Genomic DNA, 23,234 nt, shown 5'->3' with positions numbered 1-23,234 from the left:
GCTCACGCCCAATAGCGGACGGCGTACCACGCCCGTTTGACGTACTCGGCAAGAATCGACCCCGCTTCGTAGATCGGAACTGACTTGGCCAGCGTGTCACCCGGGAATACGCCCCGCGCACCCCAGGCGACCTCCGGCCAGACCTTGCGGAACACCGCTAGCGCCCGGCCGGTGTGATACCAGCTCGTGACCAGTATTGCGCTGTCGACGTGCTGGTCCGCCAGCGTCTCGCGCGTCATCCGCGCATTCTCCATCGTGCTGCCGGACACACATTCGTGGCCGATGCGCTCTGCCGGCACACCGGCCATTTCCAAACGGCGCGCGATGAGAAGGCAGTCGCCCTGCCCGCTGACAAACACGCGTGGCGCGATGCCTGCGTGGTACAGCTCGGCGGCGCCGATCACACGCTGGCCCGATTCGCCGCCCAGCACGACGATCACGTCTGCGTGCCCAAGCTTCGGCTCCTCGCGCAGCCATGTCTTCGCCCCCCACACGAGCGTAGTGCCGACCACCACCGCCACGATGGCGCAACCGCCAATCCAGGCGAGGACATTGCGTACTGCGGAATGACCGAAAACCATATCGAGAATGCGCGTTTGAGGAAAAACCCGAGCGCCAGACGCGCCCCGGGGCAAGCCGGTATCATCGCCACTGTTCAGCAGGAAGCCCGGGCCACGGGTTGTATCCTGCCCGCGCATATTGCGTCAATCGGATTCCCAAGCGGGTTGTTATGGAACTGCAAGGCAAACATTTCGTGCTCGGCCTGACCGGGGGCATCGCGTGCTACAAGTCGGCCGAGCTGGTGCGGCTCTTGACCAAGGCGGGCGCAACCGTGCAGGTGGTGATGACCGAGGCCGCCACGCACTTCATCACGCCAGTGACGATGCAGGCGCTTTCCGGTCGCCCGGTCTTCACGTCGCAGTGGGACGGCCGCATCGGCAACAACATGCCGCACATCGACCTGTCGCGCGAGGCGGATGCCATCGTCATCGCGCCGGCGTCCACCGACTTTCTCGCCAAGCTCGCGCACGGCATGGCCGACGACCTGCTCTCCACGCTGTGCATCGCGCGCGATTGCCCGCTGCTCGTGGCACCCGCGATGAACCGCCAGATGTGGGCCGCGCCCGCCACGCAACGCAATGCCGCTCAACTGCGCGCTGACGACGTCACCCTGCTCGGCCCCGATGCCGGCGACCAGGCCTGCGGCGAAGTCGGCGACGGCCGCATGCTCGAGCCCGAAGACATCGTCGAGCAACTCATCGGCTTCTTCCAGCCCAAGCTGCTGCGCGGCCACCGCCTGCTGTTGACGGCGGGTCCGACCTTCGAGCCAATCGACCCGGTGCGCGGCATCACGAACCTGTCCAGCGGCAAGATGGGCTTTGCGCTGGCGCGGGCTGCATCGCAGGCCGGTGCGGAGGTCACGCTCGTCGCTGGGCCGTGCCATCAGGACACGCCTGCAGGGGTATTGCGCATCGATGTGCAAACCGCTCAGCAGATGCACGATGCCGTCATGCGCGAGCTGGACACCACGAGAAACGACATCTTCATTGCCGTGGCGGCCGTGGCGGATTGGCGTGTGGCCCAAGCCGCGGAGCAGAAGCTCAAGAAGCAGAGCGATTCCGACGTACCGACACTTACGTTCACGCAAAACCCCGACATCCTGGCCGCCGTGGCGCGCCGTGCGAATGCGCCCTTCTGCGTCGGCTTTGCGGCAGAAACCGAACGCCTGGAAGAGTTCGGCGAGGCCAAGCGTCAGAAAAAAGGCATCCCGTTGCTGGTCGGCAATCTCGGGCATCAGACCTTCGGCCGCGACGACAATGAAGTCGCGCTCTTCGATGCCAAGGGCATTACGCGCCTGCCGCGCGCCGACAAGCTGACGCTGGCACGCCAGATCGTCGCGGCCATCGCCGACCGCGTGCACGGAGCACGGTCATGAGCGCCGCGCCGATCCGTCTATCGGTCCTGGACCAAAGCCCCGTCATCTACGGCCACAGCGCACGCGATGCCATCGCCGCGACGGTCGACCTGGCACAACTGACGGATTCACTCGGCTACACGCGCTACTGGTGCGCCGAGCACCACGGCTTGCGGGGCGTCAGCAACCCGGCGCCGGAAGTGATGATCGCCCGCGTGGCGAGCGCCACGAAGCACTTACGCGTGGGCTCTGGCGGCGTGATGCTGCCGTATTACAGCCCGTTCAAGCTGGCCGAGCAGTTCCGCCTGCTGGAGGCACTGTTCCCGAACCGCATCGACCTGGGCGTCGGCCGCGCGCCCGGCGGCGACATGCGTACCGCGCAGGCCGTGGCCATGGGCGACTACAACCGCGGCGACATCTTCCCGCAGCAGGTGCAGGAACTGATCTGGCACCTCACCGGCACGCTGCCGCCGGATCACCCCGCCTACGGCGTCATCCTGCAGCCCGAGATCGACACCCAACCCGAGCTGTGGGTGCTCGGCTCCAGCGATTTTGGCGGCGCGCTGGCCGCGCGCCTGGGTATCCGTTTCGCGTTTGCGCACTTCATCAATCCGCACGTCGGGCACATCGTCGCGCAGCAGTACCGCACGGATTTCGAACCCGGCTACGACACACGGCCGTACAGCGCTGCCGCCGTCTTCGTGATCGCGGCAGACACTGAAGCCGAGGCGCGCCGCTACGAAGCTGCGATTGATTTGCGCCGCGTGCAGATGGCGATTGGCGTGAATGGCCCGATCCCGACCGTCGAGCAAGGCGAAGCGCATGTCTACACCGAACGCGACCAGGCCATCGCCATGCGCGAGCGGCCGCGCAGCATCATCGGCACGCCGGAATCCGTGGCCGAGCAGATGCACGCGCTCAAGGACCGCTTTGTCGCCGACGAGCTGATCGTGCTGACCGTCGCGCCGAGCTACAAGGCCCGCCTGCGCTCGTACGAGCTGCTGGCCGAGGCGTTTGCGCTACCATCTCCGCCTTCTGCAACCTCGTCGGCCTGCCCCGCATGAAACTCGACGTCAAGATCCTCGACGCCCGCCTGCACGAACAACTCCCGCAGTACGCCACCACCGGCAGCGCCGGGCTGGACCTGCGCGCCTGCATCGACGCCCCGCTCACCATCGAGCCTGGCACCACGCATCTGATCCCGACCGGCATGGCCATCCACCTGGCCGACCCCGGTTATGCCGCGCTGATCCTGCCGCGCTCGGGCATGGGCCACAAACATGGCATCGTGCTGGGCAACCTGGTGGGCCTGATCGATTCGGATTACCAGGGCCAGCTGATGGTCAGCACCTGGAACCGTGGCAGCACGGCGTTCGTGCTCAACCCGATGGAGCGCCTTGCGCAACTCGTGATCGTGCCGGTCGTGCAAGCCGAGCTGAACATCGTCGACGACTTTGCCGAGAGCGAGCGCGGTGCCGGTGGTTTCGGCAGCACTGGACGCCACTGAGCGCATCGTCCGCAAATAAAAAAACGGCCCGGAGTTTTTCCGGGCCGTTTTCTTTGGGGCGTCTGACAGGTCAAGCTTCCGCTTCTTCCTGGGCAGGTGCCGGCGGCGCTTCGTTTTCGGAGAATTCCAGCTTCACCGCATCCGCATCGTCCAGATCCACGACCACCTTTCCGCCGTTGACCAGCTTGCCGAACAGCAGCTCGTCGGCCAGCGCCTTGCGGATCAGGTCCTGAATCAGACGCTGCATCGGGCGCGCGCCCATCAGCGGGTCGAAGCCCTTCTTCGCCAGGAAGCGACGCAGCTTCTCGGTGAAGATGGCATCCACCTTCTTCTCGTGCAGTTGCTCTTCCAGCTGCATGAGGAACTTGTCGACCACACGCATGATGATTTCCTCATCGAGCGAGCGGAAGCTGATGGTTGCGTCCAGACGGTTGCGGAACTCCGGCGTGAACATGCGCTTGATGTCGGCCATCTCGTCGCCCTGTTCGCGCGCCGTAGTGAAACCGATCGTTGCCTTGTTCATCGTCTCGGCGCCCGCATTGGTCGTCATGATGATGATCACGTTGCGGAAGTCCGCCTTGCGGCCGTTGTTGTCCGTCAGCGCGCCGTGGTCCATCACCTGCAGCAGGATGTTGAAGATGTCTGGGTGCGCCTTCTCGATCTCGTCCAGCAGCAGCACGCAGTGCGGCTTCTTGGTCACGGCTTCCGTCAGCAGACCGCCTTGGTCAAAGCCCACGTAGCCCGGAGGCGCGCCGATCAGCCGGCTCACCGCATGGCGCTCCATGTACTCCGACATGTCGAAGCGGATCAGCTCGATGCCGAGGATGAACGCGAGCTGCTTGGCGACTTCCGTCTTGCCCACGCCCGTCGGGCCGCTGAACAGGAACGAGCCGATCGGCTTATCCGTCTTGCCCAGGCCGGCACGCGACATCTTGATCGCCGAAGCCAGCGCGTCGATCGCCGGATCCTGCCCGAACACGACCGACTTCAGGTCGCGCTCCAGCGTCTGCAGCTTGCTGCGATCGTCCTGCGACACGCTTTGCGGCGGGACGCGAGCGATGCGCGAAACGATGTCTTCGATCTCGCCCTTGCCAATCGTCTTCTTCTGCTTCGACTTCGGCAGGATGCGTTGGGCCGCACCGGCTTCGTCGATCACGTCGATCGCCTTGTCCGGCAAATGACGGTCGGTGATGAAGCGCGCCGACAGCTCAGCCGCCGCAGTCAACGCCGACGACGCGTACTTCACGCCATGGTGCTCTTCGAAACGCGACTTCAGGCCGCGCAGAATCTGCACGGTCTGATCGACGGTCGGCTCCACCACGTCGATCTTCTGGAAGCGGCGGGACAGCGCTGCGTCCTTCTCGAAGATGCCACGGTATTCCGTGAACGTCGTCGCACCGATGCACTTGAGCGCGCCCGACGACAGCGCCGGCTTGAGCAGGTTGCTCGCGTCCAGCGTGCCGCCCGATGCAGCGCCCGCGCCGATCAGCGTGTGGATCTCGTCGATGAACAGGATGGCGTTCGGGTTGTCCTTGAGCGACTTCAACACGCCCTTCAGGCGTTGCTCAAAGTCGCCGCGGTATTTGGTGCCGGCCAGCAGCGCGCCCATGTCGAGCGAGTAGACGACGGACTTCGCGAGGATGTCCGGCACTTCGCCCTTCGTGATGCGCCAGGCCAGACCTTCGGCGATGGCCGTCTTGCCGACACCGGCCTCGCCCACCAGCAGCGGATTGTTCTTGCGGCGGCGGCACAGCACCTGCACCACACGCTCGACTTCCTGCTCGCGGCCGATCAGCGGATCGATCTTGCCGGCCTTGGCCAGCGCGTTCAGGTTCTGGGTGAACTGCTCGAGCGGGCTTTCCTTGCCGTCGCCGCCTTCGCCTTCGGGGTTGCCTTCACCCTGCTTGGCAGGTTCAGCCTGGTCCTTGCGGATGCCGTGGCTGATGAAGTTGACGACATCCAGCCGGGTCACGCCCTGTTGCTGCAGGTAGTACACCGCGTGTGAATCCTTCTCGCCGAAGATGGCCACCAGCACATTCGCGCCCGTGACTTCCTTCTTGCCGTTGGAGGTCGACTGCACGTGCATGATGGCGCGCTGGATCACGCGCTGAAAGCCGAGCGTCGGCTGCGTGTCCACCTCGTCGGTGCCGGGCACGACAGGCGTGTTGTCAGCGATGAAGTTCTTCAGGTGCGTGCGGAGATCTTCGATGTTGGCGGCGCAGGCGCGCAGCACCTCCGCGGCCGTCGGATTGTCCAGCAGCGCAAGCAGCAGGTGCTCCACCGTAATGAATTCGTGGCGAGCCTGGCGGGCTTCGACAAACGCCATGTGCAGGCTGACTTCCAGTTCTTGCGCGATCATGCTTCCTCCATCACGCACTGCAGCGGATGACCCGCTTGCCGTGCATGGGTTGATACCAATTCCACTTTCGTCGCGGCGATATCCCGAGTGTAGATACCGCACACGCCCTTACCTTCCCGATGCACAGTCAGCATGATCTGTGTGGCAGTCTCCCGGTCTTTGCTGAAGTATTGCTGAAGAATCATCACGACGAATTCCATCGGGGTGTAGTCGTCGTTGAGCAGCAGCACCTTGTACATCGCGGGCGGTTTGAGCGCTTGCTCTTTCCGCTCCAGGACGGTGCCTGCATCGTGTTGTGGAGTGGTCGCTTGCCGGATTGCCATGGTCTTATTCTAACCACTCCTTTCGAGTTCGCAATTTGGGGAAATAACGCCGACTTCAAGGTCTACAAACGGTTTGGCCAGCGCCGCGTGCGTCCATCAGCCCTCGGGTGCAAAGGGTTTTACCGCCTGCACGCTGGTGGGAACGGGCGCAAGGTCCGGGCCTGAAACGCCAATCGTTTTCCGTACTTTGGGACGTTCGAGCCGATTTCGAGCAAATCCTCTTCAGAAACTGACCGTTTTTCGCCACAGACCCACCTATTGTGGCCTTGACAGTCTGTTGCATTCCTCGAACAATCGAATTCAACATGTGCGCCCTACTGCCCCGCAAACCGTTGGCAGCGAGCCGCATGAATGGTGAGCCCGGGAGGCCTCACACCAGTCGACAACAGATCGACAACCGCTTCAGGCTGTGGTGTTTGCCACAAGAAGACCGATCGCTTGCGGCGCGGTTCCACCCGCGCCATTCGTCGTGCCTCGCAGGCCGGCGGCCGGGCGATGACTGCGCGGTACCGCTCTGCACTGCCCCGACAGGCATACCCTCCCGGCTCTGACTTGTGTTTTAACGGAGGGGTTTTCATGGCACTCGGTACGGTCAAATGGTTTAACGACGCCAAGGGTTTCGGTTTCATCTCGCCTGACGAAGGCGGCGAAGAGCTGTTCGCGCATTTCTCGGCCATCCAAATGGCTGGCTTCAAGACGCTCAAGGAAAATCAGCGCGTCTCGTTCGAAGTGACGCAAGGCCCGAAGGGCAAGCAGGCTACCAACATCCAGGCTGCCTGATTGGCGTTGCACGGCACCCCGCCTGACGGCGGCGGTGTCCAAATGCAAAAAACCCGGCGACATGCCGGGTTTTTTGTTGCCCGGGCGCAGGACAATGCCGGGGATGCACCGCGCGCAACACGTCATTTCGGCGGGTCGCGCACTACGGTGTGGTAATCCCCGTGTCATTTCCAGGAGCCCCCCACATGAAACGCCATCTGACCCGCACCGCCGCCACGGCAACGCTGCTGATTGCCGCGCTGCTTCCCGCCGCCGCCCACGCCCAGTTGGGAGAACTCCTCAAGGGGGCCACGCAGGGCAACGGCCAGGGCGCCACGGGTAGCCTCGGCAGCATCGGTAGCCTGGCCGGTATGCCTTCGCTCGGCGCATTGACGTCGGGCAGCACCAGCAATGTGGCGGGCGTGTTGGAGTTCTGCATGAAAAACAACTACTTGGGCGGCGCCACCGACGCGGCCTCGGTCAAAGACAAGCTGCTCGGCAAGCTGGGCGGTGCGCCGGCCTCCAACCCGGGTTACACCGACGGCACAAAGGGCATCCTGACCAGCGCGGATGGCAACACATTCGACTTGAGCGCCCTCAAGTCGCAAATCACCCGGCAGGCTTGCGACAAGATATTGGCGCAGGGCAAATCGCTGCTTTAAGCCGCTGCGCAGGCGAGCGCGCACTACACTGCAATATTGATTCGCCGTTCGCCCGCCCCTTCTTCGCTCCTGAGGAACCTCATGCTGGAAACCGCCGCGCTGGCTGCCGGACTCTCCTGGACCAGCGGATTCCGTCTCTACCTGGCCGTATTTGCTGCGGGCGTGCTGGGCCGCACGGGTTGGCTGCATTTGCCGCCCGGCCTGCAGATGCTGGAATCGTGGTGGGTCATCGGCCTGGCCGGCGTGCTGGCGGTGGCGGAATTCCTGGCCGACAAGATTCCCGGTTTCGATTCGGTGTGGGATGGCATCCAGACCTTCATCCGCGTGCCTGCGGGTGCGATCCTGGCTGCGGCTGCGTTCGGACAGCTCGATCCGCAATGGATGGTGGCCGCGGGACTGATCGGCGGGACGCTGGCCGGCACGGCGCATGCCACCAAGGCAGGCACGCGCGCACTGATCAACACGTCGCCGGAACCGTTCTCGAACTGGGTGGCGTCATTCAGTGAAGACGTGGCGGCCAGCGGCGGTTTGTTGATGGCGTTCTTCCTGCCGATTGCGTTTCTGGTGGTGCTGGCGCTGCTGCTGTTGGTATCGGTGTGGCTGCTGCCCAAGCTGTGGCGCGGCGTGCGGCGGCTGCGCGATGCGCTGCGCGGGCGCTCGCCTGGGCCACAATCGCCCGGCACAACGCGGTTGCCGCACTGAGGCACCATCCGAACGCGCAGCGGCAAGAAACAGCATCCGCGCCGCGCATGCGCATCCCCTAAGCAAATTCTGATTTATAGTTTCGCCCCTGCTCAGACGAAGCAGCCATCGGTACACTCCCGCCATCGCTTTCAGTGCCATAGAGAAAGTGATCGAGGTGTGGAAACCTCGGGTATAGCGGGCAAGCGCCGAGCATAGGTGCTTGTCCTCAACCGCTATGGCTTGGCTTCGTCTCCTTCCTGGGGCGAGCCAGGCTTGAACGGCTTCGGCCGTGCCGATCGCTATACCTCGGTTTTCCACCTTGCCTGTGCTCGCCCACCCCTCCTGCCAGGGTTGGGCGCGGTTCCGTTCATCAGATGAAGAGGAATGCCGTGACCCGTTCGATCTCCAAATCCGCCAATTCCCCGGCCGGCGATTCGCTCACCGAATATCAAAAAGGTGTTGGCGCTGCGCGTGAGTTTTTGCGTGCAATGTCCGCGCGCGCCGCAGCCCCCAAGCATTCCGCAACGAGCACGGCCGACTCGCCGGGACGTCCCGAACACTCCTGCTGATCAATGGGCGAGGCCCGGCGCATGGGCCTGCAGCGCCGTTGTTGCAGCATCGGCGTTCGGGCTTGTTGGGGCTCGCCCGCCCTTTTTGCGTACAAGCGCGGCCAGAACTGCAAGCGTCTGCAAGTGGCCGTTGGCGGTGCGAAATAAAAAACCCCGGCCAGCCGAAGCTGCCGGGGTTTTCCTTTGCATCACGGCCGAAGCCGCGAAGCGCGTGCTTACATATTGTCGATCATCACTTGACCAAAGCCCGAGCACGACACTTGGGTCGCGCCTTCCAGCAGGCGGGCGAAGTCATACGTGACCTTCTTCGACAGGATCGACTTCTCGATCGACGAGATGATCAGGTCAGCGGCTTCCGTCCAGCCCATGTGGCGCAGCATCATTTCAGCCGACAGGATTTCCGAACCCGGGTTCACGTAGTCCTTGCCAGCGTACTTCGGCGCGGTGCCGTGGGTGGCTTCGAACATCGCCACCGAATCCGACAGGTTGGCACCCGGGGCGATACCGATACCGCCGACTTGTGCAGCCAGTGCGTCGGAGATGTAATCACCGTTCAGGTTCAGCGTGGCCACAACCGAGTACTCGGCCGGACGCAGCAGGATCTGCTGCAGGAAGGCATCGGCAATCGCGTCCTTGACGATGATTTCCTTGCCCGTCTTCGGGTTCTTGAACTTGCACCACGGGCCGCCGTCGATCAGCTCGGCGCCGAATTCCTTCTGTGCCAGCGCGTACGCCCAGTCACGGAAACCACCTTCCGTGAACTTCATGATGTTGCCCTTGTGCACGATCGTGACCGACGGCTTGTCGTTGTCGATCGCGTACTGGATGGCCTTGCGCACCAGACGCTCCGTGCCTTCGCGCGAAACCGGCTTCACGCCGATACCGGAGGTTTCCGGGAAGCGGATCTTCTTGACGCCGAACTCGTCCTGCAGAATCTTGATCAGCTTCTTGGCCTTGTCGCTCTGGGCTTCGAATTCGATACCGGCGTAGATGTCTTCCGAGTTCTCGCGGAAGATGACCATGTCGGTCTTCTCCGGCTCTTTGACCGGCGAGGGCACGCCCTTGAAGTAGCGCACCGGGCGCAGGCAGACGTACAGGTCCAGCTCCTGGCGCAGCGCCACGTTCAGCGAACGGATGCCGCCGCCCACCGGCGTCGTCAGCGGGCCCTTGATGGACACCACGTAGTCCTTCAGGACTTGCAGGGTTTCTTCCGGCAGCCACACGTCCGGGCCGTACACCTTGGTCGACTTCTCGCCGGCGTAGATTTCCATCCAGGAAATCTTGCGCTCGCCCTTGTAAGCCTTCTCAACCGCCGCGTCCACCACCTTGATCATCACCGGGGTGATGTCGAAGCCGGTGCCGTCACCTTCGATGTACGGAATGATCGGGTTGTTCGGAACATTGAGGGAGAAGTCTTGGTTGACGGTGATCTTCTCGCCGGCCGGGACCTTGATGTGTTGATACATGGACGACTCCAGTGCAGACCGCAGGTAGCGGGTGGACGGTGGGGGTTGACAGCACAGCGCGCCGCTCTCGGGTTGGCCGGCGTGGCGCGCTGCAATGAACTGGCGATTCTAACGGCCTACGATGACGCGCTCACGATGCACCGCACAAATTTCGCATCCCGCGCAAGCCGCAACTCTTATATAAGACACAAGAGTGAATTCCGCATTATGCCGGAAAATTTCACCATCCGCCACACTGCCGCACGAGGCGGGACGGCTGTCAACTGCCAGACAGGCTGGCCTCAGAAGCCCTGACGATGAGCGGGCGGATGTCCCCCCATGCGGGATCCGCATCCAGCCGGGCGCTCCAGGCATCCACCAGGCGGGCCAACGCGGCGCGCAGGTCGCACGCGTTGTCGGCATCGACCAAGCGGACCAGGCCGACGCCGTCCAGGCCCGGATTGCGCCGGACCAGCCACGCAAGCGTCTGGATGTGTTCGATGAAGCGATCGTCAGTCCGGTGCAAATGGCTGAAACAGGACAGCCCCACGTGACGGTCCAGCGGCGCACCGGAGATCGTCTGCGACACCAGCATGAAATCGTCGAGGCTGGAAGCGTCATGCGAAGGCGGACGAAAACCCGGCGCGGCGCCCAGCACAAGCAAGGCGCCGCAGCCCAGAACAAAATCGCGGCGCCGGAAATGGGCAGGCTTGCTGGGCTGGGCGGGCTTGGTGGGGCGGGGAGATGACGACGGCAGAGACACGGCGGGCCTTGAACAAAATCGGCTCGCATTTTCGAGGCGCAGGCGCCCGCATCCAATCAGATGGGTCCGAAACGCAGTCACGACGCATCGTCCGGCGGGCACCTTTCTTGCGCAGCGCAACATGCGCCACATGGCGGATCCGGCGGCGCAGCGGCTTTCGCCGGGGCCCACAAAAAATTCGACGGAACATGTCAACGCGCCTGTAACGGCCAGCGTTATTGCAGATGACTCATTTAGCGGGTCGTTGGTTAACTCACTGATCTATAAAAGGATTCACCATGAAGAAGCTGATCGCTGCCCTGATCGCCGGCCTGTTCGCCACCGGTGTGTTCGCCCAAGCCTCCGCTCCGGCTGCTGACGCAGCTGCTGCTCCGGCTGCTGAAAAGGCTGCCCCGAAGGCCAAGAAGGCTAAGAAGCACCACCACAAGAAGGCTGCCAAGAAGGCTGCTGACGCTTCGGCTCCGGCTGCTGACGCCGCCAAGCAATAAGCTTGTGTTTCTGCCGGGCCCGCGTGGCTCGGCCGATACAGAAAAAGCAGGTGCTTATGCATCTGCTTTTTTTTTTCGCCCTCACGTGCTGAGCGGAAACCCGGACGCGCATGCAGGGCTGTCAAAATAGCGCCATCAAGCTTGAGTACCTTGCCCATTCCTCACAACAAGAAACAGGGATGGCGCAATGGAATTCCGATCGATGTTCGCTCCGGTGCGACGAAAACGCACCGTGTTCACGATGCTCTCTCTTGCCGCGCTGGCCGCTGCCGCTGTGATTGCAGGCTGCGGTGGCTCGTCGTCCGATTCGACGCCGGTGTCGACGGCCACGCCGTCGGATGCGGCCACGGCTGACGCCAACATCCAGGCCGCGTGGGTGGAGATCGGCGACAGCAACCAGGCTGTCGTACGCGCCGTCACGAGCTATACGAACAGCGCCTCGCCCGTCGACAGCTCGGTCTGCCCGCTGCTGACGGTGGACGGCACCTCCACGCGCATGACGCTGCGTGTGGCGGCCGGCACGCCGGCGCAGCGGACCACGGCCAGCGCCGCCAGCGATTCGAAAGCCTCGTCGTTCCCTGTGAATGCCTGCGAAGCCACCGTGGCCTCCACGGCCAAGGCCGCGTCGATCGGCTCGCGCGTGCTGCCGCTGCCCAAGGCCAACCCGCAGCGCGTGGTGATCCTGGCGGACACCGGCTGCCGCATGAAGAAGTCGAGCAACACGTTCCAGTCGTGTAACGACCCGCTGTCGTGGCCGTTTGCGAGCGCTGCCGCCACGGCCGCCAAGATGAACCCGGACCTCGTCCTGCACGTGGGCGACTACCACTACCGCGAAAACGCCTGCCCGCCCGACGTGGCCGGCTGCCAGGGCAGCCCCTGGGGATACGGCTGGGATACGTGGCAGGCCGACCTGTTCCAGCCCGCCGCCCCGCTGATGGCTGCGGCTCCGTGGGTGCTGGTGCGCGGCAACCACGAGGAATGCGCGCGCGCCGGCCAGGGGTGGTACCGCTTCCTGGATCCGCGTCCGTATTCGGCCGACCGCTCGTGCGACAACCCGGCCAACGACACGACAGCCAACGCGTCGGACCCGTACGCCGTCGCCATCGGCAGCGATACGCAGGTCATCGTGTTCGATTCGGCCAAGGCCGGCACGACGGCGTTGGCGACGACCGACCCGTGGTTCCAGACCTACCAGAAGCAGTTCAGCACGGTGGGCACGCTGGCCGCCAAGCCGGGCGTGATGTCGATCTTTACCAATCACCACCCGATCCTGGGCTTCGTGCCGATCGCGGGCAGCACGCCGCTGGGCGGCAATGCGGCGCTGTTGTCGGTCATGAACAGCCTGAACGCCACGGCGTATTACCCGCCGGGCGTGCAGGTCGCGCTGCACGGCCACGTGCATGACTTCCAGGCCATCAACTTCACGAGCAACCATCCGGCGACCATCGTTGCAGGCAACGCCGGCGATTCGCTCGACGTGGCGCTGCCCGATCCGTTCCCGGCCATCAGTCCGGCTTCGGGCGTAACGGTGGGCAGCATCTCCCACAACAACTCGTTCGGCTTCATGGTGATGGACCGCCAGCCCGCGCCCGCCAAGGGCTGGCTGTTCAAGGCCTACACCGTGGCCGGCAAGCTGCTGACGACGTGCACGCAGAACGGCACGACCCTGGTGTGCGACAAGACCGGCTTCGTCGCACCTTGAAGCGCCTGAGCATTGCGCTGTGGGTCGCCGCTGCGCTCATCCCGGGCGTGGCGGCGGCCGAATCGATCGGCATGACGCCCAGGCTGGACGCCGTGCCGCCGCCTGCCGAGTCGACCGCGTTCAAGCCGGACCCGAACCTCGTCGCGCTCGGTAGGCGGGTGTTTTTCGACCCGCGCCTGTCGGAGCCGCAAGGCACGTCGTGCGCGGCGTGCCATGACCCCGGCCGCGCGTTCGCGCCCACGCTGAAGGGCGAGGCGCTGCGCATCGGCGTGCCGGCGGGCAGCCGCCCCGGGCATGTGGCGGCACGCAACGCGCCGTCGCTGCTGTATCTGCGTTACATCCCGCATCGCTATTTCTTCCAGGACGACGACGCGAGCTTCCCGTCGCCGTTTGGCGGCTTCTTTGCCGATGGCCGTGCCGATTCCATCCCCGAGCAGATTCGCGGCCCGCTGTTCAATCCCGACGAGATGGGCAACCGTTCGGCGCGCGAGCTGCAGCGCAAGGTGGCCGGCACGGACCTCGGCCAGGCCTTGACGAAACAGTTCGGCGCCGATGCAGTGCGTGAGCCCGAACGCCTCGTCGGCGCGTTGGGCAAGGCGCTGGAGGCGTATTTCCAGAGCGACGAATTGGCGCCGTTCACCTCACGCTTTGACGATTTCCTGCGCAAGCGCACGCCCCTTTCGCCCGCAGAGATGCGCGGCCTCGCGCTGTTCCGCAACCCGGACAAAGGCAACTGCGCGTCGTGCCATCTGATGGTGGAATCGTCGTCACGGCCGGAGCGCTCGCTGTTCACGGATTTCGGCTACGACGCCATCGCCGTACCGCGCAACCCGCTGCTGCCCGCCAACAAGGACGCACGCCACTTCGACGTCGGCCTGTGCCAGACCGCCCGCACGCTCAAATGGCCCGAACCCGATCAGTGGTGCGGCTACTTCCGCACGTTGGGCTTGCGCAACGTGGCGGTGCGCCAGACGTTCATGCACAACGGCGTGTTCCGCACGCTGCGCGACACGGTGGCGTTTTATGCTACGCGCTCCACCGACCCCGCGCAGTGGTACCCCGGCGGCAAGCGTTTCAACGACGTGCCCGCCAAATACCAGTGCAATATCAACGTGAATGCCGTGCCGATGAACCGCCGCCCCGGCACCACGCCCGCGCTGACGGAAGACGAGATCGACGACATCGTTGCGTTCCTGCGCACGCTCACCGATGCGCGTTACGTGGCGCTGATGCCCGATCCGGCGGCGGACAAGGCGCGCGCTGCGCATGCGCCCAAGGCGGCCCCGCAGACGATCGCCGTCGGCCGGCAAGCCACCAATACGCGGTAACAACTTCGTCGCCCTGGCCAGCGGCTGTCTGATTGACGGCGGCTGGCCGAGTGCCGATCATGGAGCGTTTCGTTTCCGACCCGTTCGCGCCATGACCACCCTGTCCCGCCTCTTTGCCGCTCTGTCGCTGGCCGTTGCCGCCACCGGAGCGCTCGCCCAGACACCCACCGCGCCCAATACCGGCCTGCCCGTGGTCGACCTGACCATCGGCATGTACAAGGTCAAGGCTGAGGTGGCGGCCACCCCGCAAACGCGCGAGACCGGCCTGATGTTCCGCAAGACCATGCCCGATACCGCAGGCATGCTCTTCGTGTTCGATGAATCCGCCGGCCACTGCTTCTGGATGAAGAACACCGACCTGCCGCTGTCCATCGCCTTCATCACCGACGACGGCACCATCTCCGACATTGCCGAGATGAAACCGCAGACCGAAGACAACCACTGCCCCACCAAGGCCGGCAGCTATGCGCTGGAAATGAACAAGGGCTGGTTTGCACGCAAGGGCGTCAAGCCCGGCATGAAGGTGGGCGGGCTGCCGCGCTAAGGCCCACGCACATACAACAACAGAGAGGAGACCGCCGCATGCACGCTTTCGACAACAACCGTCGCCGCTGGATGCGGCAGGCCGGCGCGCTGGCCGTGGGTGCGGGCGCGGCGTCGGCAGGTTTGCCGCTGGGTGCCTTAGCCGCCGATGCGCCCAAGAAGGGCACGCGGTTGATCCTGCTCGGCACGGCAGGCGGGCCGACACCCAAGAAGAACCGCTCGGCGCCGGCACAGGTGATCGTCATCAACGGCGTGTCGTACGTGGTCGACTGCGGCAACGGTGTCGCACGCGAGTATGTGACGGCGGGCCTCAAGTTCAAGGACATCCGCCACGTCTTCCTCACGCATCAGCACTCCGATCACAACGCCGACTACGGCACGCTGATGCTGCTGGCGTGGGCCACCGACCTGACCGGCCCCGTCGACGCCTGGGGCCCGCCCCCGCTGGCCGCGATGACGACCAAGTTCCTCGAGCTGTACGACTACGACATTCGCACCCGCATTGCCGACGAAGGCCGCCCGCCGCTGGCACCGATGCTGCATCCGCACGAGCTGACCGAAGGCGGCCTTGTCATGCAGGATGCCAACGTGAAGGTGACGAGCGCGCTGGTCAAGCATCCGCCGGTGTCGCCGGCATTTGCGTTTCGCTTCGATTCGGCAGACCGCTCGATCGTCATTTCCGGCGATACGGCACCGAGCGAAAACCTCGTGCGCCTGGCATACGGCGCCGATGTGCTCGTTCATGAGGTGATGCACCTGCCGTCGCTCGACAAGCTGCTGTCCACCGAGCCGAACGCCAAGACGCTGCGCGAGCATCTGCTGGCGAGCCACACCTCCACCGAAGAGGTCGGCCGCATTGCCACCGAGGCCAAGGTGAAGACGCTGGTGCTGTCGCACTTCGTGCCCGGCGGCTATCCGTATCTGGAAGATTCAGTCTGGCTCGATGCCGTGCGCCCGCATTTCAAGGGCGAGATCATCGTCGGGCACGATCTGCAGGAAATCTAAGGCCGGCCGCTGGTGGCCTCGCTGCAATCGCGGTAGAGCTGATTGCGGCTGCCGGGCTGGGTCTCGTCGGCAAGGAAGCCGGTGGCGCCCTTCGTCCACCACACATACTGCCCCGACGCATAGCGCGCGCCCGAAGCGGCCATCACGTTGGCGAACACCAGCGTCTTGCCGTTGAGTGTCATGGCTGCCAGCGGTGTGTCGCCCACCGTCATGTATTTCACGAGGAGCGTCTTGCCGCCCTCGCACGTGTAGCGCACGTCGTGCGGGTCTTTGATCGGCAACGCGGAATACGCGCGCGCCTGATCGATCGCCTTGTTGAGCCCCGCCTTGGCGAAGTCGAGCGCGGTGTTCAGATCGTCGGACGACATACCGGGCACCGGCGATTGCTGGGCGGTGGCGACGCCGCTGAAGATGCCGGCGCCCAGCGCCAGCCCGAACATCACTGCAGTTGCGAAACGACGCATGGATCCGTCTCCTGAAAATGGTCAGCGCAAGTCGGTTAGTCCGCCGCGTCGCTGTCAGGTTCGGTGGGCTTGAGCACGAATGCGGTCGGCTCGACGCGCTGCGGAAGTTCGTCGGACAGCGCACGCGCGGCCTCCGCAAAGCACTGCACCAGGCTATCGGCCAACGATGACGGCGCATGATGCTCGGCACGCATGGCACGCACATCGAATGTCTGCGCCGGCTCCAGCGCGAACAGCGCGATGCGCTCCATGCTGCCGGTGGCGGCCGTGAACTGATCGAGCATCGTCACGCCGAGCGATTCCTCCACCAGCGAACGCGCCAGCGAATACGTCTGCACTTCCAGCGTCGACTGCGGCGCCAGCCCGCCGCGCGCCAGCGTCTGCCCGACCAGCGAGCCGAGCGAAATCTGGTCTTCCAGCCCGATAAACGGCTTCTCGGCAACGAGCTTGTGCAACGCGCGGCCGTCGGTCTTGCCGCCCACCCAGGCGCGCGGCGCGGCCAGGAGGATGCGGCCCTGCGCGACCGGCGTGGTGCTGATGGCCGGATGCACGGGCGGCGCAAAGGCGAAGCCGACGTCGATGTCCTGCGAGAGCAACCCCTGCACGATCTCGGCCGTGTGATGCGTGAACACGCGCACCAGCGTATCGGGATGGCGCTGCGAGAAACGCCGCACGGCCGGTGCGAGGATGCTTGGGGCCAGGCTGGGCGTTGCCGCCACGCGCAAGCGCCCGGCGCCCTTGTGACGCAGATTGGCCGACACGCGCCGCACGCGCTCGACCTCCTGGTACAGCCGCTCGACTTCGCTGAACAGTTCGAACGCCTCGGCGGTGGGCTGCAGGCGGCCCTTGGTGCGGTCGAACAGGCGGAAACCGAGTTGCAGCTCGGTGTGTTGCAGCACGCGCGTCACCACGGGTTGCGACACGTTCAGCATGCGCGCCGCCTCGCTGACCGTCCCGACCAGCATCACGGCGCGGAAGACTTCAATCTGGCGCAGACGCATGGCCGCCGGTCCTCACAATCCGAATAGGGAAGCGCCGATTGTGACATCCAGCGCCGGTCTTCGGCTAGGCGGGTGCCGGTGTGGCGGAAGCGCCCTCCGCTTCCAGCGCATCCAGAAACACGCGCACCTTGCGCGGCACCAGCTTGCGAGCCGGCATCAGCGCGTAGACGCGCAGCGCGGTCAGCTCGAAATCGGGCAGTACGCGCACGAGCCTGCCGGCCGCGACTTCCGTATCGCCTACGGAGCGCGCCATGCGTGCCACGCCCAGGCCGCGCACGGCGGCGCGGGCGCGCATTTCGGCGTTCAGGGTCTGCAGGCGCGGCTGGATCGGGACTTCGATCGGCTCGGCGGTCGGCTCGCCGATGGGGCGGAAGGCCCAGCTCGCGTCGTCGGGGCCCGAAAGACAGGGCCAGCCGGCGAGGTCTGCTGGCGTCTTGAGCGGCGGGCGTTCCGCCAGCAAGGTCGGCGACGCATACAAACCGCGCGGGATCAGCACCACACGGCGCGCCACCAGCGAGGAATCCGGCAGCACCTGATCGACCATCACGAAGACGATGTCATAACCGCTGGCGAGCAAGTCGGGCTGCTCCCACGAGATGTGCACCTGAATTTGCAGATGCGGGTATTTCTCGAGCGTGCGGCACACAGGTTCGGTCAGGTGCTGCGCACCGACTTCGTACGGCGCGGCGATGCGCAGCGTGCCGGCCACGGTTTCGCTGGCTGCGGTGGTGTCGGCGTGCACTTCGCGCAGACGCTCGAACAAGGGCGCGATGTCGTCGTAGAAGTGCGAGCCCGCTTCGGTCAACCGCAACTGGCGCGTGGTGCGTGTCATGAGCCGCACGCCCAGCGCGGCTTCCAGCCGTGATACGGCGGCGCTGGCGGTCGATTTGGGGATGCCCAGCGCCTCGGCGGCGGCAGTGAAGCTGCCGGCCTCCACCACGCGGCAGAAGGTTTCCCAGTCGTTCCACTCCATTGTTCGCATGACTGGACAGTGTTCCTAGAGTTGGCCGTTTATCCGGCTGGCGGGCAAGTTTATGCTCGGGCACATGTCGCTGCAAATCCTCAAACCCGCGTCGCTGCGGGCATTTCCCCACTTTTCTTCGGCGCGCGTCCATGCTTTTGGGCTGGCGATGGGGCTCTCAACGGGTCTTGATTTCGTCTCGTCGCAGATGTTCGCCGTGGCGGGCCAGCACATCCAGGGCGGTGTGCATGCGAGCCCCGATGCCTATCTGTACGCTGTCACAGCGTATGCCGTGGCGGCCGTCGTCGCCAACCTCGCCATCGGCCGCATTGCGGCGCACGTGGGCTACCGGATGTATTCGCTGGTGGGCATCGTGCTGTTCGCTATTGGCTGCGTGGTGTGCGCGCAATCCAACAACATCGGCGAACTCGTCATCGGACGGACCATTCAGGGCCTGGGGGCCGGCGGGCTGTTCTCGGCGTCGCGCATCCTGGTGCAGCTCACGGCGGAGCCCGACGAACGCATTCCGCCGATGCTGATGTTCAGCGTCGGCTTGTTCGGGCTGACCACGATAGCACCGTGGATCTGCGCTGAAGTGCTCGAATACAGCGAATGGCGCGTGATCTTCTGGATTGAACTGGTGCTGGCCGGCGTGGCCTGGATGGCGGTGTTCTTCCTGCCGCCCGAGCATCATCAGCCGCGCACACGCGCCGCACGCCGCCCCGATGAAGCACCGCCGCAACAAAGCCGATGGGATTGGATTGGCGTGGGCGCCATGGCCATCGGAGCGCTGTCGTTCCTGATGGGCCTGTCGGAGCTGCGCTACAGCCGGCTGACCGCCTCGCCGGTGATTCCGCTGTTGCTGCTGGGCGGTACGGCTTCGCTGCTGCTGGCCATCCACCGCCTGCGCACGCACCCCGACCCTTGGCTCGATCTGTCCCGCCTGAACGGTCGCCGCTATCTGTGGGGCATCGGCTTTTACGGCGTCTATTACCTGATGAGCGGGTACTGGTCGTACCTGTTTCCGGCGGTGTCACAAGGCGGCCTGGGTTTTACATTCCGCACGACCACGCTGTTCCTGATGATCAGCGGGGCGGTCTCGACCGTGGTGGCCGTGGTCATGACGATTTGGCTGCCGTTCTTCTTCCGCAAGCGCCGCTTCATCGCCATGGGCTTTGCCGTGTATGCGGCCGCGGCCTTGGTGCTGGGAACAAGCTTGATGCCGGGCGCACCGGACTACGCGTTCTTCCCCGTGTCGATGCTGGAAGGCATCACGCCGGGCGCGGTGATGATCCAGGTGGCGATGATGACGTACCTCGATCTGGACCGGGAAGATTTTGCGCACGGCTACCAGATGAAGAACATCGCGCGCCAGTTTGCGACGGCGGTGGGCACAGGGCTGGCCGCCGTGTCGCTGCAAACGCAACAGGCGGAATCGCGCTCGCTGATCGTGGCGCATGTCACGCGGTTCACCTCTGACCTGCAGACCATGAACCCGATGACGCCCGAGCGCCTGGCGAGCCTGTCCGCGGAAATCGATCGCCAAGCCACGCTGCTGGCCGGCACGCAGCTCTTCAGCTGGTTTGCCGTGGCGTGCGGCCTGTTTGCCGTGCTGGTACTGGTGCAGCGGTCGTTGCGCTGAACCGGCGCGTTATGACTTCTGTACCGCGTATCTGCCCGGCCCCGCAGCCGCCAGCAGGAACAGCCCGCCCATGATGCTCAGGTTCTTGTAGAACTGGATCTTGTTGGCGGCCTCCATGGCGCCTTCCATATCCCAGTAGGAATGGGCGATGAACGACGTGCCGAGCACGAACAGCGCCATCAGCAGCGCCAGCGGCCGCGTCCACAGGCCGATCAGCAAGGCGATGCCCACACCAAACTCCATGACAACGGCAACCGCCGCGGCCACCATCGGCATGGGCGCACCTGTACTGGTCATGTAGCCGACCGTGCCCTGAAAGCCCGTCAGCTTGCCCCAGCCCGACATCACAAACAACACCATCATCAGAATCCGGGCAAGCAGGATCAGTTCGTCCCGCCAGCGTTGAATGAAAGCGTCCATCGCGGCCTCCAGAGCGAGCCTTGGTGCAATCAGTCTAGGCGCTGGAATTGCCAAGTGTGGTTTCGAGCGCATCGAGTACCGCCTGAATCACACCGTGCCGCACATGCTCTTTTCGCTCGATCATGCCGACCGTGCGTACCGGCGTGTGCGGCGGCATGGGCAGCACGCGCAGGGCTGGATCGCTCTCCCAGCTTGCACGGCGCAGGCGCGGCACCAGCGTGACCCCGACCTGCTGACGCACCAGCTCGACAATCGCCTCGATTGAATTGACTTCGATGAACTCGTTGACCGCCATGTGCGTCTTGCGCAGGGCCCGGTCGATGAGCGCGCCGGTGCGCACTGCGCGGTCGAAGCGCAGAAACGGATGGGTGCGCAACACTTCTTCCGCACGGCCGCGCGTATGCCGGCCCGCCACCACCACCAGCGGCTCGGTATAGAGCGGGTGCCACGCGAGGTTGGCGGGCAGGCGCTCAAGGTGCTCGACCACCAGCGCCCCATCCAGCTCGCCCGCCTCGACTTGCTCCGCCAGCTCGCCCGATTTGCCGGTGATGAGCTTGACGTCCAACCCCTTGTGCACCTGCTTGAGCCCCGCCACCGCATGCGCGAGCGACCCCATCACCGACACCACCGCGCCGATCGCGACCGCGCCGGACAGTTCCGTCTGCGGTTCATCGCCGATGCGCATGGCGTCGTACAGGCCCAGCAGGTGCTCGGCTTGCGGCAACAGCGCGCGGCCGTGCGCATTCAGCGTGACAGTGCGGCCGGACCGGTCGAACAGGTCCCGGCGCAGTTCGTTTTCCAGCGCGCGCATCTGCAGGCTCACCGCGGCCTGCGTCAGCGCCACGCGCTCCGCGGCGGCGGCAAACGAGCCGTGACGGGCCACGGCGACAAAGGTGCGGAGAAAGCGGACGGTACTCACGGCAATGCGCAGCGGACTCTCAAGTTTTTCTTAAGCAATATCCAATGAATTTTAACTTTATTAAATCCAGCGCACCGCAAATAATCGTTCGTCAACCCTTCCCGCTGATCACCGCTTGAGCCCCATGTCCCATCGCTTCGACTGGCAAAACCCCTATCCGACCGTGCGCATTCCGCTGTTTGCGCGCAACGTTGTGTCCACGTCGCATCCGCTGGCCGCGCAGGCTGGGCTGCGCATGCTGCTCGCGGGCGGCACCGCCGTGGATGCGGCCATCGCCGCAGCAGCCATGCTGACCGTGGTCGAACCCGTCTCGTGCGGCCTCGGCAGCGATGCATTCGCAATCCTCTGGGACGGCAAGGAACTGCACGGCCTGAACGCTTCCGGCACCGCGCCGCAGGCCTGGAACCTCGATTACTTCCGCAAGAAATACGGCGAAGACGCCAACGGCAACCCCAAGCGCCCCACGCGCGGCTGGGACGCTGTGACCGTGCCCGGCGCCATCTCCGCATGGGCTGCGTTGCACGAACGTTTCGGCAAGCTGCCGTTTGCCGATGTGCTGGAACCCGCCGCCGAGATTGCCGAGCGTGGCCACACCATCGCGCCGATCGTCGCGCACAAATGGGCGGCGGCCATTCCCGAGCTGCACAACCAGCCCGGCTACGCACAGGCCTTCATGCCGCACGGCCGCGCGCCGGAAGTGGGCGAAAAATTCAAATTGCCCGACGCAGCCGCCACGCTGCGCCGCCTCGGCCAGACCAACGGCCGCGATTTCTACGAAGGTGAACTCGCCGAGCGCATCGCCGCCTATTCGCGCGAATGCGGCGGCGGCATGACCGCACAAGACCTGCGCGACTATCGCCCCGACTGGGTCAAACCGATCACCAAGCGCTACCGCGGCTACGACCTGCACGAGATCCCGCCGAATGGCCAGGGCATCGCCGCGCTGATCGCGCTGGGCATTCTCGATCGCTTCGATCTTGGCGCCCTGCCGGTCGACTCCGCCGATTCGCAGCATCTGCAGATTGAAGCGATGAAGCTGGCGTTTGCCGATCTCTACAAATACGTGGCCGACCCGCGCTCGATGGAAGTCACGCCAGAGCAGATGCTCGACGACGCGTACCTCGATGCACGCGCCAAGCTCATCGACATGGGCCGCGCGCAGATGCCGACCTTCGGCATGCCGCGCGCCGGCGGCACGGTGTACCTGACGGCCGCTGACGAGAACGGCATGATGGTCTCGTTCATCCAGTCGAACTACATGGGCTTCGGTTCCGGCGTGGTGGTGCCCGGCACCGGCATCAGCCTGCAGAACCGTGGCTTCGGATTCTCGATGGATGCGCGCTCGGCCAACGTGGTGGAAGGTGGCAAGCGGCCGTTCCACACGATCATCCCCGCGTTCCTGACCAAGGACGGCCAGCCGCAAATGAGCTTTGGCGTGATGGGCGGCGACATGCAGCCGCAAGGCCACCTGCAGACGCTCGTGCGCATGCTCGATTACAAGCAGCAGCCGCAGGCCGCGTGCGACGCGCCGCGCTGGAAGGTCAACCGCGATTTCACGCTCGACGTGGAAGGCACGATGAACGCCAAGACCGTCGCTGCGCTGGAAGCACGCGGGCACAAGCTCGAATCGGTGGCCGATCCGTACATGGATTTCGGCTCCGGCCAGTTCATCTGGCGCCTGTCGGACGACGCCGATCACGGCTATGTGGCCGCGAGCGACAGCCGCCGCGACGGCCACGCGGTGGGCTTCTAAGAAAGCCCCCGCCGCACCAGCG

General features: G+C 64.8%; 23 protein-coding genes. 13 read left to right on the top strand and 10 right to left on the bottom strand.

All coding sequences use genetic code 11. The annotated features are described in order from the left end of the window. Positions 1-2 precede the first annotated feature (2 nt). On the bottom strand, positions 3-581 hold the full coding sequence (locus tag N511_RS0119010) for a YdcF family protein (RefSeq protein ID WP_027680723.1): 579 nt from the start codon (positions 579-581) through the stop codon (positions 3-5). Between the two features lie 149 nt (positions 582-730). On the opposite strand from N511_RS0119010, the gene coaBC reads away from it, so the two are divergent. Genes coaBC through dut form a run of 3 tightly spaced genes read left to right on the top strand, consistent with a single transcriptional unit; the run spans position 731 to position 3,422 of the window. Next, the gene (gene coaBC / locus N511_RS0119005; protein WP_027680722.1) at positions 731-1,936 is read left to right on the top strand and encodes a bifunctional phosphopantothenoylcysteine decarboxylase/phosphopantothenate--cysteine ligase CoaBC; all 1,206 of its coding nucleotides are present in this window, start codon (positions 731-733) and stop codon (positions 1,934-1,936) included. Continuing rightward, positions 1,933-2,979 carry an LLM class flavin-dependent oxidoreductase gene (locus tag N511_RS0119000; protein WP_027680721.1) on the top strand — a complete coding sequence of 349 codons (1,047 nt, stop codon included), beginning with the start codon at positions 1,933-1,935 and terminating at the stop codon, positions 2,977-2,979. Before coaBC ends, N511_RS0119000 begins: the two co-directional genes overlap by 4 nt. Beyond that, positions 2,976-3,422 carry a dUTP diphosphatase gene (gene dut, locus N511_RS0118995; RefSeq protein ID WP_027680720.1) on the top strand — a complete coding sequence of 149 codons (447 nt, stop codon included), beginning with the start codon at positions 2,976-2,978 and terminating at the stop codon, positions 3,420-3,422. The genes N511_RS0119000 and dut overlap by 4 nt, the downstream gene beginning before the upstream one ends. A 70-nt stretch (positions 3,423-3,492) precedes the next feature. On the opposite strand, the gene clpA is transcribed toward dut, so the two are convergent. After that, positions 3,493-5,781 carry an ATP-dependent Clp protease ATP-binding subunit ClpA gene (clpA, locus tag N511_RS0118990; RefSeq protein ID WP_012762704.1) on the bottom strand — a complete coding sequence of 763 codons (2,289 nt, stop codon included), beginning with the start codon at positions 5,779-5,781 and terminating at the stop codon, positions 3,493-3,495. Next, positions 5,778-6,104, bottom strand: a complete 327-nt coding sequence (gene clpS, locus N511_RS0118985; RefSeq protein WP_003261876.1) for an ATP-dependent Clp protease adapter ClpS — start codon at positions 6,102-6,104, stop codon at positions 5,778-5,780. The genes clpA and clpS overlap by 4 nt, the downstream gene beginning before the upstream one ends. Positions 6,105-6,680: 576 nt before the next feature. On the opposite strand from clpS, the gene N511_RS0118980 reads away from it, so the two are divergent. The 3 genes from N511_RS0118980 to N511_RS0118970 all read left to right on the top strand — a co-directional run bounded on the left by N511_RS0118980 (position 6,681) and on the right by N511_RS0118970 (position 8,227). Beyond that, positions 6,681-6,884: a cold-shock protein gene (locus N511_RS0118980; RefSeq protein WP_004631953.1), complete on the top strand. Its 204-nt coding sequence runs from the start codon at positions 6,681-6,683 to the stop codon at positions 6,882-6,884. Between the two features lie 185 nt (positions 6,885-7,069). After that, positions 7,070-7,525 (top strand): DUF2501 domain-containing protein, encoded by a 456-nt coding sequence (locus N511_RS0118975; RefSeq protein WP_027680718.1) that lies wholly within the window; start codon positions 7,070-7,072, stop codon positions 7,523-7,525. 81 nt (positions 7,526-7,606) lie between these two features. Then, positions 7,607-8,227 (top strand): DUF4126 domain-containing protein, encoded by a 621-nt coding sequence (locus N511_RS0118970; RefSeq protein ID WP_027680717.1) that lies wholly within the window; start codon positions 7,607-7,609, stop codon positions 8,225-8,227. Positions 8,228-8,993: 766 nt separating this feature from the next. Here the strand turns inward: N511_RS0118970 and icd are convergent. Both icd and N511_RS0118960 read right to left on the bottom strand, forming a co-directional pair. Next, positions 8,994-10,244, bottom strand: a complete 1,251-nt coding sequence (gene icd, locus N511_RS0118965; protein WP_004631917.1) for an NADP-dependent isocitrate dehydrogenase — start codon at positions 10,242-10,244, stop codon at positions 8,994-8,996. A 259-nt stretch (positions 10,245-10,503) separates the two neighbouring features. Further along, positions 10,504-10,986, bottom strand: coding sequence for a sorbitol dehydrogenase family protein (locus tag N511_RS0118960; RefSeq protein WP_231479646.1), 483 nt, complete (start codon positions 10,984-10,986; stop codon positions 10,504-10,506). A gap of 278 nt (positions 10,987-11,264) precedes the next feature. Between N511_RS0118960 and N511_RS0118955 the strand changes: the two genes are divergently transcribed. From N511_RS0118955 to N511_RS0118935, 5 genes are all read left to right on the top strand, one after another. Further along, positions 11,265-11,474: a hypothetical protein gene (locus tag N511_RS0118955; protein WP_009241324.1), complete on the top strand. Its 210-nt coding sequence runs from the start codon at positions 11,265-11,267 to the stop codon at positions 11,472-11,474. A gap of 187 nt (positions 11,475-11,661) precedes the next feature. Then, entirely contained in the window at positions 11,662-13,176 is a 1,515-nt protein-coding gene (locus N511_RS0118950; RefSeq protein ID WP_027680715.1) for a metallophosphoesterase, read from the top strand. Further along, a complete protein-coding gene (locus N511_RS0118945) occupies positions 13,173-14,504 on the top strand; it encodes a cytochrome-c peroxidase (RefSeq protein WP_027680714.1) in 1,332 nt (443 codons plus the stop codon). The genes N511_RS0118950 and N511_RS0118945 overlap by 4 nt, the downstream gene beginning before the upstream one ends. Before the next feature lie 91 nt (positions 14,505-14,595). Then, positions 14,596-15,048 carry a DUF192 domain-containing protein gene (locus N511_RS0118940; RefSeq protein ID WP_027680713.1) on the top strand — a complete coding sequence of 151 codons (453 nt, stop codon included), beginning with the start codon at positions 14,596-14,598 and terminating at the stop codon, positions 15,046-15,048. 38 nt (positions 15,049-15,086) lie between these two features. After that, positions 15,087-16,052 carry an MBL fold metallo-hydrolase gene (locus tag N511_RS0118935; protein ID WP_027680712.1) on the top strand — a complete coding sequence of 322 codons (966 nt, stop codon included), beginning with the start codon at positions 15,087-15,089 and terminating at the stop codon, positions 16,050-16,052. Here the strand turns inward: N511_RS0118935 and N511_RS0118930 are convergent. From N511_RS0118930 to N511_RS0118920, 3 genes are all read right to left on the bottom strand, one after another. After that, positions 16,049-16,516 carry an MliC family protein gene (locus N511_RS0118930; protein WP_027680711.1) on the bottom strand — a complete coding sequence of 156 codons (468 nt, stop codon included), beginning with the start codon at positions 16,514-16,516 and terminating at the stop codon, positions 16,049-16,051. The two genes, N511_RS0118935 and N511_RS0118930, sit on opposite strands and share 4 nt — an antisense overlap. 35 nt (positions 16,517-16,551) lie before the next feature. Continuing rightward, positions 16,552-17,517 (bottom strand): LysR family transcriptional regulator, encoded by a 966-nt coding sequence (locus N511_RS0118925; RefSeq protein WP_012762713.1) that lies wholly within the window; start codon positions 17,515-17,517, stop codon positions 16,552-16,554. Positions 17,518-17,581: 64 nt separating this feature from the next. Continuing rightward, positions 17,582-18,490: a LysR family transcriptional regulator gene (locus N511_RS0118920; RefSeq protein ID WP_027680710.1), complete on the bottom strand. Its 909-nt coding sequence runs from the start codon at positions 18,488-18,490 to the stop codon at positions 17,582-17,584. Positions 18,491-18,563: 73 nt separating this feature from the next. Between N511_RS0118920 and N511_RS0118915 the strand changes: the two genes are divergently transcribed. Then, entirely contained in the window at positions 18,564-20,120 is a 1,557-nt protein-coding gene (locus tag N511_RS0118915) for an MFS transporter (RefSeq protein WP_027680709.1), read from the top strand. A gap of 9 nt (positions 20,121-20,129) precedes the next feature. Here N511_RS0118915 and N511_RS0118910 read toward each other — a convergent pair whose 3' ends face one another. Together N511_RS0118910 and N511_RS0118905 are read right to left on the bottom strand one after the other, a co-directional pair. Then, positions 20,130-20,540 (bottom strand): DoxX family protein, encoded by a 411-nt coding sequence (locus N511_RS0118910; protein ID WP_027680708.1) that lies wholly within the window; start codon positions 20,538-20,540, stop codon positions 20,130-20,132. Between the two features lie 34 nt (positions 20,541-20,574). Beyond that, positions 20,575-21,459 (bottom strand): LysR family transcriptional regulator, encoded by an 885-nt coding sequence (locus N511_RS0118905; protein WP_027680707.1) that lies wholly within the window; start codon positions 21,457-21,459, stop codon positions 20,575-20,577. Positions 21,460-21,583: 124 nt separating this feature from the next. Between N511_RS0118905 and N511_RS0118900 the strand changes: the two genes are divergently transcribed. Next, positions 21,584-23,212 carry a gamma-glutamyltransferase family protein gene (locus tag N511_RS0118900; RefSeq protein WP_027680706.1) on the top strand — a complete coding sequence of 543 codons (1,629 nt, stop codon included), beginning with the start codon at positions 21,584-21,586 and terminating at the stop codon, positions 23,210-23,212. Positions 23,213-23,234: the final 22 nt, after the last annotated feature.

Origin of the sequence: Ralstonia sp. UNC404CL21Col (assembly GCF_000620465.1) — a bacterium.
Classification (GTDB): domain Bacteria; phylum Pseudomonadota; class Gammaproteobacteria; order Burkholderiales; family Burkholderiaceae; genus Ralstonia; species Ralstonia flatus.
Note: the sequence above shows the minus strand (reverse complement) of the source record. Positions and strands in the feature narration are given on the sequence as shown.